Source organism: bacterium (assembly GCA_035370465.1).
Taxonomy (GTDB): Bacteria; Ratteibacteria; UBA8468; order B48-G9; family JAFGKM01; genus JAGGVW01.
Genome location: DAOOVW010000027.1, coordinates 8,600 through 23,723, shown reverse-complemented (window position 1 = coordinate 23,723; position 15,124 = coordinate 8,600). Strand labels below are relative to the sequence as shown.

17 protein-coding genes and 3 tRNA genes are annotated in these 15,124 nt (G+C 28.9%); 12 read left to right on the top strand and 8 right to left on the bottom strand.

Annotated features, from left to right (window positions below):
- Positions 1 to 101: 101 nt before the first annotated feature.
- The 3 genes from PLW95_05145 to PLW95_05135 all read right to left on the bottom strand — a co-directional run bounded on the left by PLW95_05145 (position 102) and on the right by PLW95_05135 (position 2,101).
- Positions 102 to 174 (bottom strand) — tRNA-Val (locus tag PLW95_05145).
- A gap of 45 nt (positions 175 to 219) precedes the next feature.
- Complete coding sequence (gene amrS, locus PLW95_05140) at positions 220 to 1,212, bottom strand: AmmeMemoRadiSam system radical SAM enzyme (GenBank protein HOV22048.1); 993 nt, start codon at positions 1,210 to 1,212, stop codon at positions 220 to 222.
- An 88-nt stretch (positions 1,213 to 1,300) separates the two neighbouring features.
- Positions 1,301 to 2,101: a hypothetical protein gene (locus PLW95_05135; GenBank protein HOV22047.1), complete on the bottom strand. Its 801-nt coding sequence runs from the start codon at positions 2,099 to 2,101 to the stop codon at positions 1,301 to 1,303.
- An 86-nt stretch (positions 2,102 to 2,187) separates the two neighbouring features.
- On the opposite strand from PLW95_05135, the gene PLW95_05130 reads away from it, so the two are divergent.
- The 7 genes from PLW95_05130 to PLW95_05100 all read left to right on the top strand — a co-directional run bounded on the left by PLW95_05130 (position 2,188) and on the right by PLW95_05100 (position 7,161).
- Entirely contained in the window at positions 2,188 to 2,646 is a 459-nt protein-coding gene (locus PLW95_05130) for a hypothetical protein (GenBank protein HOV22046.1), read from the top strand.
- Between the two features lie 23 nt (positions 2,647 to 2,669).
- Positions 2,670 to 3,272, top strand: coding sequence for a MotA/TolQ/ExbB proton channel family protein (locus PLW95_05125; GenBank protein HOV22045.1), 603 nt, complete (start codon positions 2,670 to 2,672; stop codon positions 3,270 to 3,272).
- A complete protein-coding gene (locus PLW95_05120) occupies positions 3,265 to 3,663 on the top strand; it encodes a biopolymer transporter ExbD (protein HOV22044.1) in 399 nt (132 codons plus the stop codon). The genes PLW95_05125 and PLW95_05120 overlap by 8 nt, the downstream gene beginning before the upstream one ends.
- Positions 3,621 to 4,427 carry an energy transducer TonB gene (locus tag PLW95_05115; GenBank protein HOV22043.1) on the top strand — a complete coding sequence of 269 codons (807 nt, stop codon included), beginning with the start codon at positions 3,621 to 3,623 and terminating at the stop codon, positions 4,425 to 4,427. Before PLW95_05120 ends, PLW95_05115 begins: the two co-directional genes overlap by 43 nt.
- Positions 4,427 to 5,644 carry a hypothetical protein gene (locus PLW95_05110; GenBank protein HOV22042.1) on the top strand — a complete coding sequence of 406 codons (1,218 nt, stop codon included), beginning with the start codon at positions 4,427 to 4,429 and terminating at the stop codon, positions 5,642 to 5,644. Before PLW95_05115 ends, PLW95_05110 begins: the two co-directional genes overlap by 1 nt.
- 78 nt (positions 5,645 to 5,722) lie before the next feature.
- Positions 5,723 to 6,337, top strand: a complete 615-nt coding sequence (pal, locus tag PLW95_05105) for a peptidoglycan-associated lipoprotein Pal (GenBank protein ID HOV22041.1) — start codon at positions 5,723 to 5,725, stop codon at positions 6,335 to 6,337.
- Complete coding sequence (locus PLW95_05100) at positions 6,334 to 7,161, top strand: LysM peptidoglycan-binding domain-containing protein (protein HOV22040.1); 828 nt, start codon at positions 6,334 to 6,336, stop codon at positions 7,159 to 7,161. The genes pal and PLW95_05100 overlap by 4 nt, the downstream gene beginning before the upstream one ends.
- Before the next feature lie 15 nt (positions 7,162 to 7,176).
- On the opposite strand, the gene PLW95_05095 is transcribed toward PLW95_05100, so the two are convergent.
- Positions 7,177 to 7,860 (bottom strand): lipid-binding SYLF domain-containing protein, encoded by a 684-nt coding sequence (locus PLW95_05095; GenBank protein ID HOV22039.1) that lies wholly within the window; start codon positions 7,858 to 7,860, stop codon positions 7,177 to 7,179.
- A 152-nt stretch (positions 7,861 to 8,012) separates the two neighbouring features.
- On the opposite strand from PLW95_05095, the gene PLW95_05090 reads away from it, so the two are divergent.
- A complete protein-coding gene (locus tag PLW95_05090) occupies positions 8,013 to 8,429 on the top strand; it encodes a secondary thiamine-phosphate synthase enzyme YjbQ (protein ID HOV22038.1) in 417 nt (138 codons plus the stop codon).
- A gap of 30 nt (positions 8,430 to 8,459) precedes the next feature.
- On the opposite strand, the gene dinB is transcribed toward PLW95_05090, so the two are convergent.
- The 3 genes from dinB to lexA are packed head-to-tail and all read right to left on the bottom strand — an operon-like array spanning position 8,460 to position 10,517.
- Positions 8,460 to 9,671 (bottom strand): DNA polymerase IV, encoded by a 1,212-nt coding sequence (gene dinB, locus PLW95_05085; protein HOV22037.1) that lies wholly within the window; start codon positions 9,669 to 9,671, stop codon positions 8,460 to 8,462.
- 1 nt (position 9,672) lies between these two features.
- Positions 9,673 to 9,918: a hypothetical protein gene (locus tag PLW95_05080; protein HOV22036.1), complete on the bottom strand. Its 246-nt coding sequence runs from the start codon at positions 9,916 to 9,918 to the stop codon at positions 9,673 to 9,675.
- Positions 9,915 to 10,517 (bottom strand): transcriptional repressor LexA, encoded by a 603-nt coding sequence (gene lexA / locus PLW95_05075; GenBank protein ID HOV22035.1) that lies wholly within the window; start codon positions 10,515 to 10,517, stop codon positions 9,915 to 9,917. Before lexA ends, PLW95_05080 begins: the two co-directional genes overlap by 4 nt.
- A gap of 158 nt (positions 10,518 to 10,675) precedes the next feature.
- Between lexA and PLW95_05070 the strand changes: the two genes are divergently transcribed.
- A tRNA-Arg gene (locus tag PLW95_05070) sits at positions 10,676 to 10,749 on the top strand.
- Here PLW95_05070 and mgtE read toward each other — a convergent pair.
- Positions 10,750 to 12,105, bottom strand: a complete 1,356-nt coding sequence (gene mgtE, locus PLW95_05065) for a magnesium transporter (GenBank protein HOV22034.1) — start codon at positions 12,103 to 12,105, stop codon at positions 10,750 to 10,752.
- Positions 12,106 to 12,288: 183 nt separating this feature from the next.
- Here mgtE and PLW95_05060 point away from each other — a divergent pair, with 183 nt between their 5' ends.
- The 3 genes from PLW95_05060 (at position 12,289) to PLW95_05050 (ending at position 14,942) form a co-directional block, all read left to right on the top strand.
- Positions 12,289 to 13,254: a threonine/serine dehydratase gene (locus PLW95_05060; protein HOV22033.1), complete on the top strand. Its 966-nt coding sequence runs from the start codon at positions 12,289 to 12,291 to the stop codon at positions 13,252 to 13,254.
- Positions 13,247 to 14,809, top strand: coding sequence for a D-aminoacylase (locus PLW95_05055; protein HOV22032.1), 1,563 nt, complete (start codon positions 13,247 to 13,249; stop codon positions 14,807 to 14,809). The genes PLW95_05060 and PLW95_05055 overlap by 8 nt, the downstream gene beginning before the upstream one ends.
- 60 nt (positions 14,810 to 14,869) lie before the next feature.
- A tRNA-His gene (locus PLW95_05050) sits at positions 14,870 to 14,942 on the top strand.
- The last annotated feature ends 182 nt before the right edge of the window (positions 14,943 to 15,124 follow it).

The window sequence follows — 15,124 nt, the reverse complement described above, 5'->3', positions numbered from 1 at the left end:
TTATAAATATGGGAAAAAGTTTTTTCCCATACCTTTTCAGCCGCAGGAGTTATTATTACTTTCAATGTTCTCAACATTATATCCGTTTTTACCAGTTTTAGTGGGCGGTGCAGGACTTGAACCTGCGACATCTACCTTGTAAGGGTAGCGCTCTTGCCACTGAGCTAACCGCCCGAATTTTTAATTATGTTTGTAATTATACCTTATTTTTTGAAGTTATTAAAAGACACCATCAATTCTTTCAGAACAAAAACAACATTTACTATTTTTTATATTGTTTTTTAAAATTGAAAATCCGCTTCTTTCTATGAGAAGTTTTTTACAGGAGGGACAATATGTATTTTCTCCTTTTTCAATGTAAATATTCCCTGTATAAACATATTTCAGTCCCGTTTCAAATCCAATTTCTCTTGCTCTTTTTATTTTTTCAATAGATGCAGGATAGTGGTCTGACATTTTGTATGTTGGGTAAAATCTTGTTACATGCCAGGGAATTGCAATATCAATATCTTTAATTATTTTTGCTATGTCTTTAAGTTGTTTTTCACTATCATTGTATTCAGGAATGATTAAAGTAGTAATTTCAACCCATATTCCCAGTTCTTTCATAAGAGATATATTGTCAATCACATATTTTTGTTTTGTTTTACAGAGTTTTTTGTAAAAGTCCTCATCTCCTTTAATGTCAACATTTGCTGCATCAAGGAATTCAGATATTGTTTTTAGTGCTTCTTTACTCATATATCCATTAGTCACAAAATTATTTTTAATACCTTTTTGTTTTGCAATTTTAGATGTATCAAAAGCAAGTTCAAAAAAAACAGTTGGCTCTGTATAAGTATAAGAAATTGACTTGCAGTTAGAAGATAATGATTTATTTACAATTTCTTCGGGGGTTGTTTGATTTGTGTAAAATATTTCTTGTGGATGTGATATTTCATAATTCTGGCAATACGGACAGAAGAAATTACATCCAACAGTTGCTATTGAATAAGAAAAAGAACCAGGCAAAAAATGGAAAAAGGGTTTTTTTTCAATTGGGTCAATATGTTCTGCAACTGTCTTGCCATAAACAAGTGAATAAAGAACGCCGGTTTTATTAAGTCGAACTCCACATAAACCTGTTTTCCCTTCTCCTATCAAACAGAAATGATTACAGAGTGCACATCTTATTTTGTCATTTTCTTTTTTCCAGAAAATTGCTTCTTTCATTTTTTTACATTTGTTTTTTACTAATAATTCTTCAATAATAACATACTCCTTTTTGGGGTTGAAATTTTTTAACTTTCCTGAGGATATTTCATTTCAATGTATATGAAAAAACAACTGGACTTCCATTTCTTATAACCTCTACTGTAACAGTTTTTGTCCCACTTTTGACTATTTGATTATAAACAGCAAGTCCTTTTGGCATGCTATTAATTACAATACCATTTACTCTATAAATTATATCTCCATTTCTTAAACCATATTGAAATGGAATACTATTTTCAGGTAAGTTATTTATTTTAAAACCATTAACATTCCCTTCTTCTATATTTGGGATGATATTCACATTGTTAAACAAATCCTTATCGTTTTTCAATTCTGAAATTGTTTTTTCAAAATCAACTACAACTGGTTCTTTAAATTCTGGCTGAGATATTTCTTTCTCCTCTTTATTAGTGTTTATATTTTCCTCTATTTTAACATTTATTTCAGGAGTTGCTTTCACAAAATTCCCTTTTTCTGTAATTTTTTCAATTTGTAATTTTTCTTCTTTGTCATTATAAAAGAATACAATAGAATCATTTTCTATTTTGACTACTTCTGCACCAAGTATTTTTTCATTTTTTCTTACAATAATATCTTTACCTTTCACTTCAACAATTCCATACCCAGTTTCTCCTATCAATATAACTCCTTTTGCTTTTATAAGAGTGTTTAATGATGGTGGAGGTGGTGGTTTCAATATACTTTCTTTTTTTATCTCTTTTTCTTCAATATAGGGAGTTGTAAAGATATTCCTTTTGAGAATTACATTGTAATCTTCTTTACTTAAACAAAAAATTGAGGGTATAAAAGCAAAGTAGAAAATTAAAATAATTAGTTTTTTTCCCATAGTTATATTTTATCATTTTAATAAATAAAATTAAAGATTTTCTGAAATAAATTTTGGGATTTTTAAAATTGTGGTAAAATGAAAAAATGAAAAAAATATTTTTTATTTTTGTTATTATAATTGGACTTCTTTATGGTGAAGAAAAATTTGATGGTTTAAAAGAGCCGGTAAGAAGTAATGTCTATAAGACATTTTCTGTTGATGTTAATAAAAGAACTCTTGGTGCATATAACCTTTCTGAAATTAAAAATAGCAGGTCAGTGTCTTTTCTTATATTATTACTTGATGATGAGGAGTTTACATGGTGTAAATATGATGGAAAAGGGGTATGGACTTCTCCTGCAAAAGAGGCAATAGAAGCAATAATAAAAATAGGAAAGCCATCTTTAGAATATATTTTTCAGGTTCTTGAAGATAAACATCCTTATATAGAGTTGAATAAAACAATTGAAAAAAATTTAATATATGTTTTGAAAAAAATAACAAATAAAAATTTTGAAGCTAGAGAAGAATGGATAAACTGGTGGAATAAAGAAAAGAGTTAAAAGAAAGAGGAATAGGAGTAAATATGGGTAATATATGGGTTTCTTCCTGGCAATTATCTGATTGGGCTGGAAAACTTGATATTGTTATTCTTCTTTTTCTTTCAATATATTCCTGGTATATTATGTTCTATAAATTTTTTTATTTAAGGAGTGTTGAAAGAAAAAATAATATTATGAAAGATATAATTACTTATGGTAAAAAAATTATAGTTATTAAATGCCCTCTTTTTTTTGTTTTAAAGGAATGTAAAAGGATAATTGATAAAAAGGGGGATATTAAGGAAGAAGAGATTGAAAAAATAATTTTTATTGAATCAAATAAATTAAAAACAGACCTTTCTTTTCTTGCAACAATTACTTCTATTGCACCTTTTCTGGGATTGCTAGGAACTGTTTGGGGACTTCTAATGGCATTTAATAATATTGCTGCTACTGGTTCTGCTTCTACCAGAGTAATTTCATCAGGAGTTGCAGAAGCACTTATAACTACTGTTTATGGATTGCTTGTAGCAATTCCAGCAGCAGTTGGTTATAATTATTTTCAGGATAAAACAGAAAAAATTAAAACAGATATGTTCAGTATAACAGGAGATATTTTAAATTATTTGAAAATTAAAAATGAATAACTATTTTGATAATAAAAATAGTTCTATACTTTCAAATATAAGTATTACAAATCTTGTTGATGTTGCTTTAAATCTTGTAATAATGCTTTTGATGATGGCACCTTTAATTGAACAGGGGATTGAAGTTAAATTGCCAGAATCATCTCCATCAAAAGTAGAAGTAGAAAAGAGTGTAGTTATAACTGTTGCAAAAGATGAAACATATTATTTGGGAAGTACAAAAATTACATTAAGAGACCTATATAAGGAATTAAAAGAAAAAAAAGGGACAGGTATTTCTGTAATTGTTAAAGGTGATAAAGATGTCTCTTATAATAACATAATTAAAGTTTTAGATATAATAAAGGAATGCGAAATAGAGAAAGTAGGTTTGGCGACACAGGTAAAGTAAAAAAAAGGAGTTTCTTATTATCTGTTGTAATTCATATCGTTGCGGGTGTTTTTTTGATTTTTTCTTCTGTAAATATGAAGAGGAAAGAGAATGTTTTTTTTGTACAGATAGTTGATATTCCGGGAGTTATGCAGGTAATTAACACCCCTGTTGGAGAAAATTATAAAACTGAAGAGGAAAAAGAAGTAAAAAAAGAGGTAAAAGAAAAATATCAAGAAAAAACAAAAATTTCTTCTGAAAAAAAAGGTTCTTCAGGGAGGAAAAGTTCTTCTGCTGGTGAAATTTCTCCAAGTAGTAAGACATCTTCTTTTAATGCTGATGAATATAAAAAAGAACTTTTAAGCAAAATTGGAAATCGAGAAATAAGTAGTTCTAATACAAAAGGTAGTAGCAATAAAACAAATATTAAACAGGAAATAAGCCAAGAAGATATGTCAACTCTTTTTTCTACATCATTAAATTTAGAGAATTTAAGAATTTCAAATGATATACCTTCCTGGTATATATCACTTTTGAAAAATAAGATTGAAGAAAACTGGAACTTTGGTAACATTATTGGTGACTTTTCTACAATAATTTCTTTTAGGATTTATAAAAATGGAGAAATATCTAATTTAAGAATTGAAAAAAGTTCTGGGTACAAACCATTTGACAAGTCAGCAGAAAGTGCGATAAAATCTACAAAAAATATTCCTCCATTTCCTGAGGAAATAAAAGAGGAGTATCTTGAAGTGACAATAGAGTTTAAAAAAGAGGAGGGGTAATGAGAAAATTTCTTTTGTTTTTTTTCTTAATTATAATGCCGTGTTTTTCTGTTCCACAAGTTTTTCTTCAAATAACAAAGGATTTTACTCAAAAAGCAGAGGTTGTTTTACTTTTTCAAATTGAAAAAAATAACTACTGGGAAAATTTTTCAAATACATTGAGTAAAGACCTTTTTTATTCTGGATATTTTAATATCAAAAGTGAAAATTTTGTTGAAGATATTGAGGAAAGTAAACAGGACTTTCCAGTAAATATTATAATTTCGGTTAAAAATGAAAAGGGAAATATTGTTGTCTCTGTTTTTGATAATTTAGAAGAACAAGAACTTTTTAGGAAAAATTATAATATTTTGAAAGACCCCTTTTATTTTGCTCATGTTGTTAACGATGATATTGTTTTATTTCTTACTGGAAAGCCAGGAATTGCCCAGAGTAGAGTTATTTTTGTTGCAAATAAAACTGGAAAATATCAAATATATGTTTGTGATTATGATGGCAGGAATTTAAAGCAAATTACTAATTTTAATTTTCTTGTTAATTTTCCAGTTTGGACAGGTGATAGAAGTGGATTTTATTTTGTTTCTTACAAAAATAATTATCCTGAAATTGCAAAATATGATTTTAATACAGGAAAAGAAGAAACAATTTTCCAGTACCCTGGTTTGAATGCATGTGTAGCACCCTGTAAGCAAAAAAATATTTTAGGAGTTGTTTTAAGTAAATCAGGTAATCCAGAAATTTATTTAGCAACAATTGATGGGAAAATAATAAGAAGATTAACAAATTATAAAGGGGTTGATAGTTCTCCTTCATTTTCTCCTGATGGTGAAAAAATTGCTTTTGTTTCTGACAAATATGGAACACCCCAAATTTTTATTATGGATTCGGATGGATTTGGAGTAAAAAGAATAAGTTATGAGTTCTCGTACTCAACATCACCTAAATGGTCTCCGGATGGGAATTATATTGCATATATTGTTAGAACTGGTGATTATAAAATTGCAATTTTTGATGTAAAAACAAATAAAACAAAAATATTATCAAATTCTTCTGGCAGTGAAACAATTTCATGGGCTTCAGATAGCAGACATATTGTTTTTTCAAAAGTGAATATATATCCATCAAAAATATGTATAATAGATGTTTTTACAGGGGAAACAAGAGACCTTACTAATTTTAAATATGATACTTTCAGTCCTGATTGGGAAAAATTTTAAAAAATTTGACAATTTAAAAAGTGAAGAATATAATAATAAAAAAAGTGAAATATATAATTCCTTAAAAAGGAGGGTATGATGAAATATTTAAAGTTTGGTTTAGTTTTTTTAGTAGCGGTACTTTTTGCGAGTTGTCAGTGTCCTGGAAGGAAAAAAGAAGCCAAGAAAGAAGAGGTTAAAAAAGAAGAAGTTAAAGAAGCGACTCCAATTAGCAAAGTGATTGAAGAAATTGAAAAACCAGTTGAAAAACCAAAAGTAGAAGAGAAGAAAGAAGAAGTTAAAGTTGCTGTTGGTGAAGAAGTACCACCTCAAAAATTATCTGAAGGTGCAAAAGTAGAGAAACCAGAAGGAGAAGTTGCGGCAATATTTGAAAATATTTATTTTAATTTTGATAAATATGATTTAAAGCAGGACTCAATAGAAAAATTAAAGAAAATAGGAGATTATTTAAAAGCAAATCCAGAAGTAAAAATTCTTATTGAAGGACATTGTGATGAAAGAGGGACAAGGGAATATAATTTAGTTCTTGGTGAACAGAGAGCATTAAGTGCAAGAAATTTTCTAATTAACTATGGAATTTCTCCAAGTCGTCTTTATACTGTAAGTTATGGAGAAGACAACCCAGCAGACCCTCGTCATTGTGAAGAAGCATGGGCAAAAAATAGAAGATGTGAATTTAAAATTGTAAAATGAAAAAGAAATTATTACTTTTATTATTCTTACCCTTTATTTTTGCCGGTTGTCAGTCAATTGCAACAAAAGAAGATGTTGGTACAGTAAAAGAAAAGGTTACTTCTGTTGAGCAGGATTTATATTTAACTTCAAAAGCAATAGCAGATAAGTTTAAAGAAATTGAAAATGACTATAATAATAAAATTGACAACCTTAATGTAAAAGTTGAATCATTTAAAAAAGACCAGGCAATAATTTTAGAAAGAATTTCAACTATTGAAAAAGAAGTTAATCTAATAAAGGGAAAAATAGATGAAGTAAATTATAACTTTGAAAAAAAGGTAGAACAACAGAATGATAATATAGAAAAAAATACCATAGAAGTGAGGAGAGACATAGATTCACTCAAAAAGACATATACAGATATTATTTCTTCTATTGCAACATTAAACAGTTCTCTTACTTTAATGCAGAAGGATTTATCTGTTTTAAAGAAATCACAGGAAGAAATTATAAGTGATAATACATTAAAATATTCAGAACTTGAAGAACTATTAAACAAAAATTCAAAGATATTTCTTGATGAATTAACAAAGCATGAAAGTGAGATTTATTTTCTTAAAAATAAAATTTCACAGAGTGGAACAACACAAATTTCTGAAAAAGAAACTTCAAAAGAAGTATCTAAAGAACTATCTTCTGATGTAAAATATTATATTGTTAAAAAAGGAGATAATCTTAGTGAAATTGCAAGAAAGCATAATACAACGATCAGTGCTATAAAAAAACTAAATAATTTAAAGAATGATACAGTTTATGTTGGGCAGAAATTAAAAATTCCTTAAAGGGAAGTTAAACAGTTATTCAGTAATTTGTGCATAATTTTCAAGTTTCTGTATGAGTGTTTTTGCCTCTTCTGGTATTTTTACTGTTCTTCTTATTAAAATGTCCCTTACTTTAACATCTTTCCCATAGAAAATTTGATTTGCTTCTTCATCAATTGCAAGAAATCCACCTTCTATTGAAGCACCGGCATAAAGTCCTTTTGCCCTTGAATATATAAGGAGACCAACTCCTGCTCCAAGTTGTGCTGCTGCATCTCTACCATAAGGACCTGCTGCTGCTGAAATGTCAACTCCAATTTTTACTCTTGATTTAAGAAGCATATCAAGTCCTTCTTTATTCATTATTAAAACAATTGTTTCAATTGATTGACCACCTGCTTGAAATCCGAAACTCCCTTCAACATTAGAGACAAAAGCAGGGGCACTCCATTTTCCTGTATTTCTGTCTTTTGCAAGAATTATTCCATTTCCTCCTTTTGCTCCAAGTACAAAGCCACCTTTATATTGTTTCATAAAAATAATTCCTTCTGCCTGGTTGATTAATTCCTGTGGAATTTGTCTATCAGGAGCAGTCGTAAAATCATCAAGTAATTTTTCTGCCATTTTAATTCTTTCAACAAGAGATTCTTTTGATAAAGCAAAAAGATTTGAAGAAATAAAAAATAAAAGACAAATCACAAAAACAGTTATCTTCTTCATTTCTCCTCCTGGTTTAAACATATTTATTTCTTGTATTTTCCAAAAATTATTAATTTCTGAGACCCTAAAATATTATAGATAAATAATTGTCCTGTGTCAACTTATTTGACACAGGGAATATAAAATATAAAATGATAATGACAAAGGATAAAATGAAAACACATAGAGAAGAAATATGGTTTAATACGAAAGAGAAAGTAGAGTTTATAAATATTACCGAGAGAGTGCAAAAAGCAATTGATAAAAGTGGAATTAAAGAAGGAATTGTTCTTGTAAATGCGATGCATATAACTGCCAGTGTTTTTATAAATGATGATGAGTTAGGTCTACATAATGATTTTAAGAAATGGCTTGAAAAACTTGCTCCTCATCAACCGGTGTCTCAATATGCTCATAATGTTGGTGAAGATAATGCAGATGCCCATATGAAAAGACAAATTATGGGGAGAGAAGTAGTTGTGGCGATAACTGATGGGAAACTTGATTTTGGTCCATGGGAGCAGATATTTTATGGTGAATTTGATGGAAGAAGACCAAAGAGAGTTTTGATAAAAATAATAGGGGAATAGGTAATCAGAGAAATTTTGAATTTAGTTTCCCTAATCTTTTTTCTGAAATTTCCACATAACAAAAGAATGTGTTTTTTCCACTTCTAAATTTTTTTCAAGTAATAAAACTGCCGGGAATATAGTCTTTTCTCCAAACTTATTATTTATATCGTCAATTTTATGAAAAAGATATTCTCTCCTGTTTTCTCTTTTAAAAAGATAGTCATAGTTAAAATCAAAAATTTCTCCAACAGTTATTCCAATTGCTCTTATTCTCTTTTCAATCTTTATTTCTTCTAAAATAAAACTGCCTATTTTAAAAATTACTTTTCCATCTGCTGGAATATCTACAAATTTTTTTCTCTTTGTAATTGAAGAAAAATCATCAAATCTTAATGATATAGTAATTACTTTCCCGTGCTTATTTTCACTTCTCATTCTTTCTGCCACTTTATAAGACAATTTGAAAAGAATTATATTTATAATTTCTTTATTAGAAGTATCAAAAGGCAATGTATAAGAATGTCCAATTGATTTTGCAGGTGGATGAATTTTTATTATTTCCTGACTTCCTATACCAAAACTTTTTTTATATATTATCTCACCAATTATTCCAAATTTTTCAACTAAAAATTCTTTTCCAACTTTTCTTATATCTTTACACTTTTCTATTCCAAATTCTTCAAGTTTTTCTCTAGTTTTTTCTCCAATTCCAGGTATTTTATCAACGGGCAGGTCGCAAATAAATTTTTCTACTTCCTCTTTTTCAACAACTTTAATTCCATCTGGTTTACATAAACAGGAGGCAATTTTTGCTATGAGTTTATTTGGTCCAATTCCAGCAGAGCAGGGGAGAGATGTTTTTTCTCTTATTGCTTTCTTTATGGAAAAAGCAAGTTGTTTTTTCCCTCCATATAAATGATAAATATCTGAAATATCAAGGAAAACTTCGTCTATGGAATATATTTCCATATTTTCAGTAAAAATTTTTATAATTGAGAAAATTTCTTTTGATACTTCTGCATATTTTTCAGGATATCCACTTACAATAATAACATCTGGACATAAATTTAATGCCTGTTTTACACTCATACCAGATTTAATTCCATATTTTTTTGCTTCATAGGAACAGGAAGATACCACACTCCTTGTTTTATATGAACCACAAACAATAATTGGTTTTCCTTTTAAAAAAGGGTTTGTAACCTGTTCAATAGAAGCAAAATATGCGTCCATATCAATATGCATAATTGTTTTTTCCATTTTAATAGGTGTATATTTTTTCAAGATACCATGTAAGATTTTCTGGAATAAAAGATATCTCAAACACATCTATTCCATTACTTAAATCAAACAAATAAATTTCCTTATCTCCTGAATGTTTTTTCCATGAAAAAGTTATGTTTTTGACAAAATATTTCCTTTCTTTCCATTTGAACCACAATATCTTTAATTTATTTTTTGTAAATATTGCATTTACTTCTATTCTTTCTTTTATTTCTGTGCTCATAAAATTTTCCTGAAAACTCCCTTAACTTTTCCAATTATCTGAAATTTTTGGTTTTTATTTACTTTTATTGAGGTATAAAATTTATTTGCAGGTCTCAATTCAATAGAACTATCCTTTTTATAAAAATATTTCACTGTATATTGATTATCTAAATAAGCAACAACAATATCTCCATTTTTAATTTCACTATCTTTTTTTAAAATTACATAATCACCATCAAAAATACCTGCATCTTTCATACTATCTCCTTTTACCCTTAAAGCAAAATATTCATCTCTTGAAAGGAGATTTTCAGAAATAGTTAAATATCCCTCAATATTTTCTTCCTCCTCTAAAGGAATTCCAGCAGGTATATTTCCTAAAACAGGTATATTATATGTTTTATCCGTCTCTTTAATTATAATTCCTCTTGATATATTTCCTTTTCTTTCTATAATTCCCTTTTTTTCAAGAGCAGATAAATGAGAAATAACTGCATTTGGACTTGAAAAAGAAAATTTTCCCATTATTTCCTCAATTGTCGGTGGATACCCATTTTTCTCTGTAAAATTTTTTATAAATTTTAATATTTCTTTCTGTCTTCCAGTTAATTTTTTCATTTTTTTCTCCTTACCTGTAAATAATTATACTATAAATTTTTACAAGTGTAAATATCTTTTTATTTTCGGTAATTAAGAGAAGAACGATTTATTTTTGTAAATTAATATTCTGGAAACACAGATGTTTTTATAAGAAATTCAAGGTATAATTTAAGGAAGCGCCTGTAGCTCAACTGGATAGAGCGGTGGACTTCGAATCCAATGGTTGCGCGTTCAAGTCGCGCCAGGCGCATTATATAAGGAATTTTGTGGCGAGTAAGAAGTAAATAAAAGTTCCAGCTATATCAGCGATTGTTGTTATTAAAGGAGTGCTTGCAGTTGCAGGGTCTTTTTTGAATTTTGTGAATAAGAAAGGGAGAGAAATACCAATTAAACTTCCTATTATGACATTTATAATCATTGAGGATGATACAACAAAAGCAACTTTACTTCCTCCTCTTATTATTCCCATAAAAGAAATACCTATTCCCATTGTTAAACCAAGAGCAGTTGAAACAAGGAGTTCTTTACTTATAAGTTTTAGCCACTCGTTTAGTTTAACATCGCCAAGAGCAATTGCTCTTACCATTAAAGTTGCTGCCTGAGAGCCAGCATTACCACTTGTATCAATTAAAACAGGAAGGAAAGTTGCAAGCACTACATATTTAGAGAGTGTTTCTTGAAAGACGCCGATTATACTTCCAGTAATTATATCCATAAAAAGAAGAATTAAAAGCCAACTTATTCTACTTCTATAAAGTTTATAAATAGATGCTTCTCCGATATCTGTTATTACATTTAAATTTCCCTCTGTTTTCAATCCACCTATTTTTATAAAGTCCTCTGTTTCTTCTTCTTCCATAACATCAATAAGGTCATCAACAGTTACAATTCCTATAAGTGTTCCTTCTGAGTCAGTTACTGGAAGTGCTACTAAATTATATTGTTTTACAAGTTTTATTGCCTCTTCCTGGTCCTTATAAGCAGAAATTGAAATGACTTTTTTATCCATCAAAGAATCAACTTTATCATCTGGATTTGCAAGTATGAATTTCCTTATAGGAACATCATCAAGTAATTTCCAGTTATCATCAACAACATAAATAATATCAATTGTTTCAGCATCTTTACCAAATTTTTTTATATGTTGAAGTGCCTCTTCAACTGTCCAGTTTGGTTTAACTGTGATATATTCAGGAGTTATTAATCTTCCAACACTATTTTCTGGATATGCAAGTATTTCAGCAATTTGTTTTCTTTCTTCATGGGGTAAAAGATTAAGAATACCCCTTGTAACTTCTCCTGGTAATTCTTCAAATAAAGAAATTCTATCGTCTGGTTCAAGTTCAAGAATAAGTTGTTGTATCTGACTATCCGTGAGTTGTTTTAATATCTCTTCTTGTTTTGTTGATTCAAATTCAGAAAACACATCTGCTGCCAATTCTTTTGGTAAAATACGAAATAATATAGCACCATCATCTCCTTCAAGGTCTTCAATTATGTCTGCTATATCAGAAGGATGTAATTCAGGCATAAATTCTTTCAATTCTTTGAAATTTTTCTCTTTTATAAGTTCTTTTATTTCAGGTAATAATAATTCTTTTTCCATTTTTCTTTTTTAAAAAAATAAAGTATGTAAATTTTCTTTTTTGATGCTGTAAATAAGTTTATTTTAATGTATTAACTTTGTCAAAATTTTTGATGAAGTTGACACAATGGAAATAATAAGTAAAAATAGGATGATAAAATTTATGAAAAACTGATTTAGAAGAAGAATTAAATTAAAACAAGAATGGATATAATAAAAGAAATTGATATAAAAAAAGCATATGAAGTTATATCTGATAAAATTTATTTAACTCCTATTATTTCTTATGCAAAAATCAACACCCAAATAGGGAATAATATATTTTTCAAACTTGAAAATTTACAAAAAACAGGGGCATTTAAAATAAGAGGAGTTTTCAATAAAATCAATTCTCTCAATAAAGATGAAAAAGCAAGAGGAGTTATATGTGCTTCTTCTGGCAGTCATGGAATTGCAGTTGCGACTGTTGCAAAAATTTATGGAATATACTCAAAAGTTATAGTGCCTGAAATTACCCCCTCTATTAAAATTGAAAAATTGAAAAAATTGGGTGAAGTGGAAATATATGGGAAAAGTTATTTTGAAAGTTATGTATATGCAAAAAAAATATCTGAAGAAAATAATATAACTTTTATTCATGGTTTTGACGACCCTCTTATTATTGCAGGACAGGGGACAGTTGGAATTGAAATAATAAAACAGGTAGAGAATGTAGATATTATTGTTGCTCCGATTGGTGGAGGTGGTTTAATTGCAGGGCTTCTTATTGCAAGAAAGTCCTTTTTCCCTTCTGTAAAAATTATTGGAGTTCAAGCAGAAGGTGCTCCTTCTATGTTCATTTCTTTAAACGAGAGAAAATTATGTGAACTTAAAGAAATAAAAACAATTGCAGAAGGAATTGCTGTTAAAAAACCAGGTGAGTTAAATTTTTCAATTGTAAATAAATATATTGATGATATAGTTCTTGTAAATGATAATGAAATAATTGAGGGCTTGTGTTTCCTTTCAAAATACACAGATATTGTTCCTGAAACAGCAGGAGTTGCATCTTTTTCAGCGGTTCTTTTTAACAAACTAAATATTAAAAATAAAAAAATTGTTTGTATAATAAGTGGTGGGAACATTTCAAAAGAGGATTTTTTAAAATATAAGGAGGAAGAAAATGGTTGATATACTTATAAAAAATGGTCTTGTGTTTTTAAATGGCAAAGAGTTTAGAGAAGTTAATGTTGGTGTCCTGGGTGATAAAATAATAATTTTAAATGAAAAAGAAAATATAGAGGCAGTTAAGATAATTAATGCAGAGAATAAAATTGTTTCACCTGGTTTTATTGATATGCATAGTCATGATGATTTTGCTTTAATTTTTCAAAGTCCATATCTACCTAAAACATATCAGGGAGTTACAACAGAAATAACTGGGAATTGTGGAATTTCAGGGGCGCCACTTGGAAAAGGAACAGAGTATTTTTTAAGTACAAATTCAGCAGTAATAGGAGAAATTAAAGATAAAAATAAATGGGAAAATTGGAATGAATTTATAGAACAATTAGAAAGGGCGCCTCTTCCTTTAAATGTTGTTCCTTTTGTAGGGCATGGTAATTTAATGTCTGTTTTTTCAGAAGGGAAAATACATCTGGAAGAGAAAAATTTAAAAATTGTTCAACAAAAACTTATTGAAATTATGGAAAGTGGATGCTTTGGTTTGTCCACAGGTCTTATTTATGTTCCTGGTATGTTCAGCACAACAGAGGAGTTAATCTCTCTTACTAAAATAATTTCAAAATTTGGTGGTATTTATTCTTCACATATAAGAGGTGAAGGTAAGACATTGATAGAAGCAGTTGGCGAAGTTAATAAAATAGTAGAAGAAACAGGTGTCTCTGCTGAAATCTCTCATCTTAAAGCAGCAGGGATAAAGAACTGGAATAAAATTGATAAAGTAATTGAAATTATTGAAAAACAGAATAATATAAATTTTGATGTATATCCTTATATTGCTTCTTCAACACATATTTCTGCTTTACTTCCGCCATTTATAAAAAAAAGTAATGATATTTTTAGTGATTTACAGAATAAGGAAATAAGGGAAAAAGTCAAAAAAGCGATGTTAGAAGAAGATGATTGGGAAAATTATATTTTAAGTTGTGGACCTGAAAAAATATTTATAAATAGTGTAATTTCAGAAAAAAATAAAGAAATTGAAGGGAAAAATTTAAAAACAATTTCAGATATTAGAAACAAGGATGTTTTTGATTGTGTAATTGATATTTTTGTTGAAGAAAAAGGGAGAGCAGGAATTATTACTTTTTCAATGAGTGAAGAAAATGTAAAGAAACTTATAAAACACAAAAAGGGACTTATTGGAACTGATGGACTACCAGGAAAGCATCCACATCCTCGTTTATATGGAACATTTCCAAGAATTTTAAACAAATATGTAAGAGATGAAAAATTGTTGAGTTTAGAAGAGGCACTTTATAAATTTACAAAAGGTCCAGCAGAAAAAATAGGACTGAAAAGAAGGGGAGAAATAAAAGATAACTATTTTGCTGATATAGTTATTTTTGACCCTGAAAAAGTAAAAGATAAAAACACATTTGAAAGTCCTGAAATTCAACCAGAAGGTATTTTATATGTAATAGTAAATGGTGAAATAGAAGTAGAAGATGGAAAATTTACAGGCAAAACAGGTGGTAAAGTTCTTAAAAAAAATAAATTTTGATGTGTAATTAATTTGGTAAATTTACATAGAAGAGAAGAAAAGATAAAATATAAAGTAATGGTGAGTGTAGCTCAGTGGCAAGAGCACTGGACTGTGGCTCCAGGGGTCGGGGGTTCAAATCCCCTCACTCACCCTGTTTAGCAATCTTCTCTGAAAGGGAGGGGATGCAGAACCCCATGGGGGTCAAACCGACTGAGGTAGCAAAGAGTAGCGAAGCAGAGTTGGTTCGTAGGCATCCCTCTAAACTTCCTGTGTAGAACAATCCCCTCACTCACCCTGTTTAGCAATCTTCTCTGAAAGGGAGGGGATGCAGAA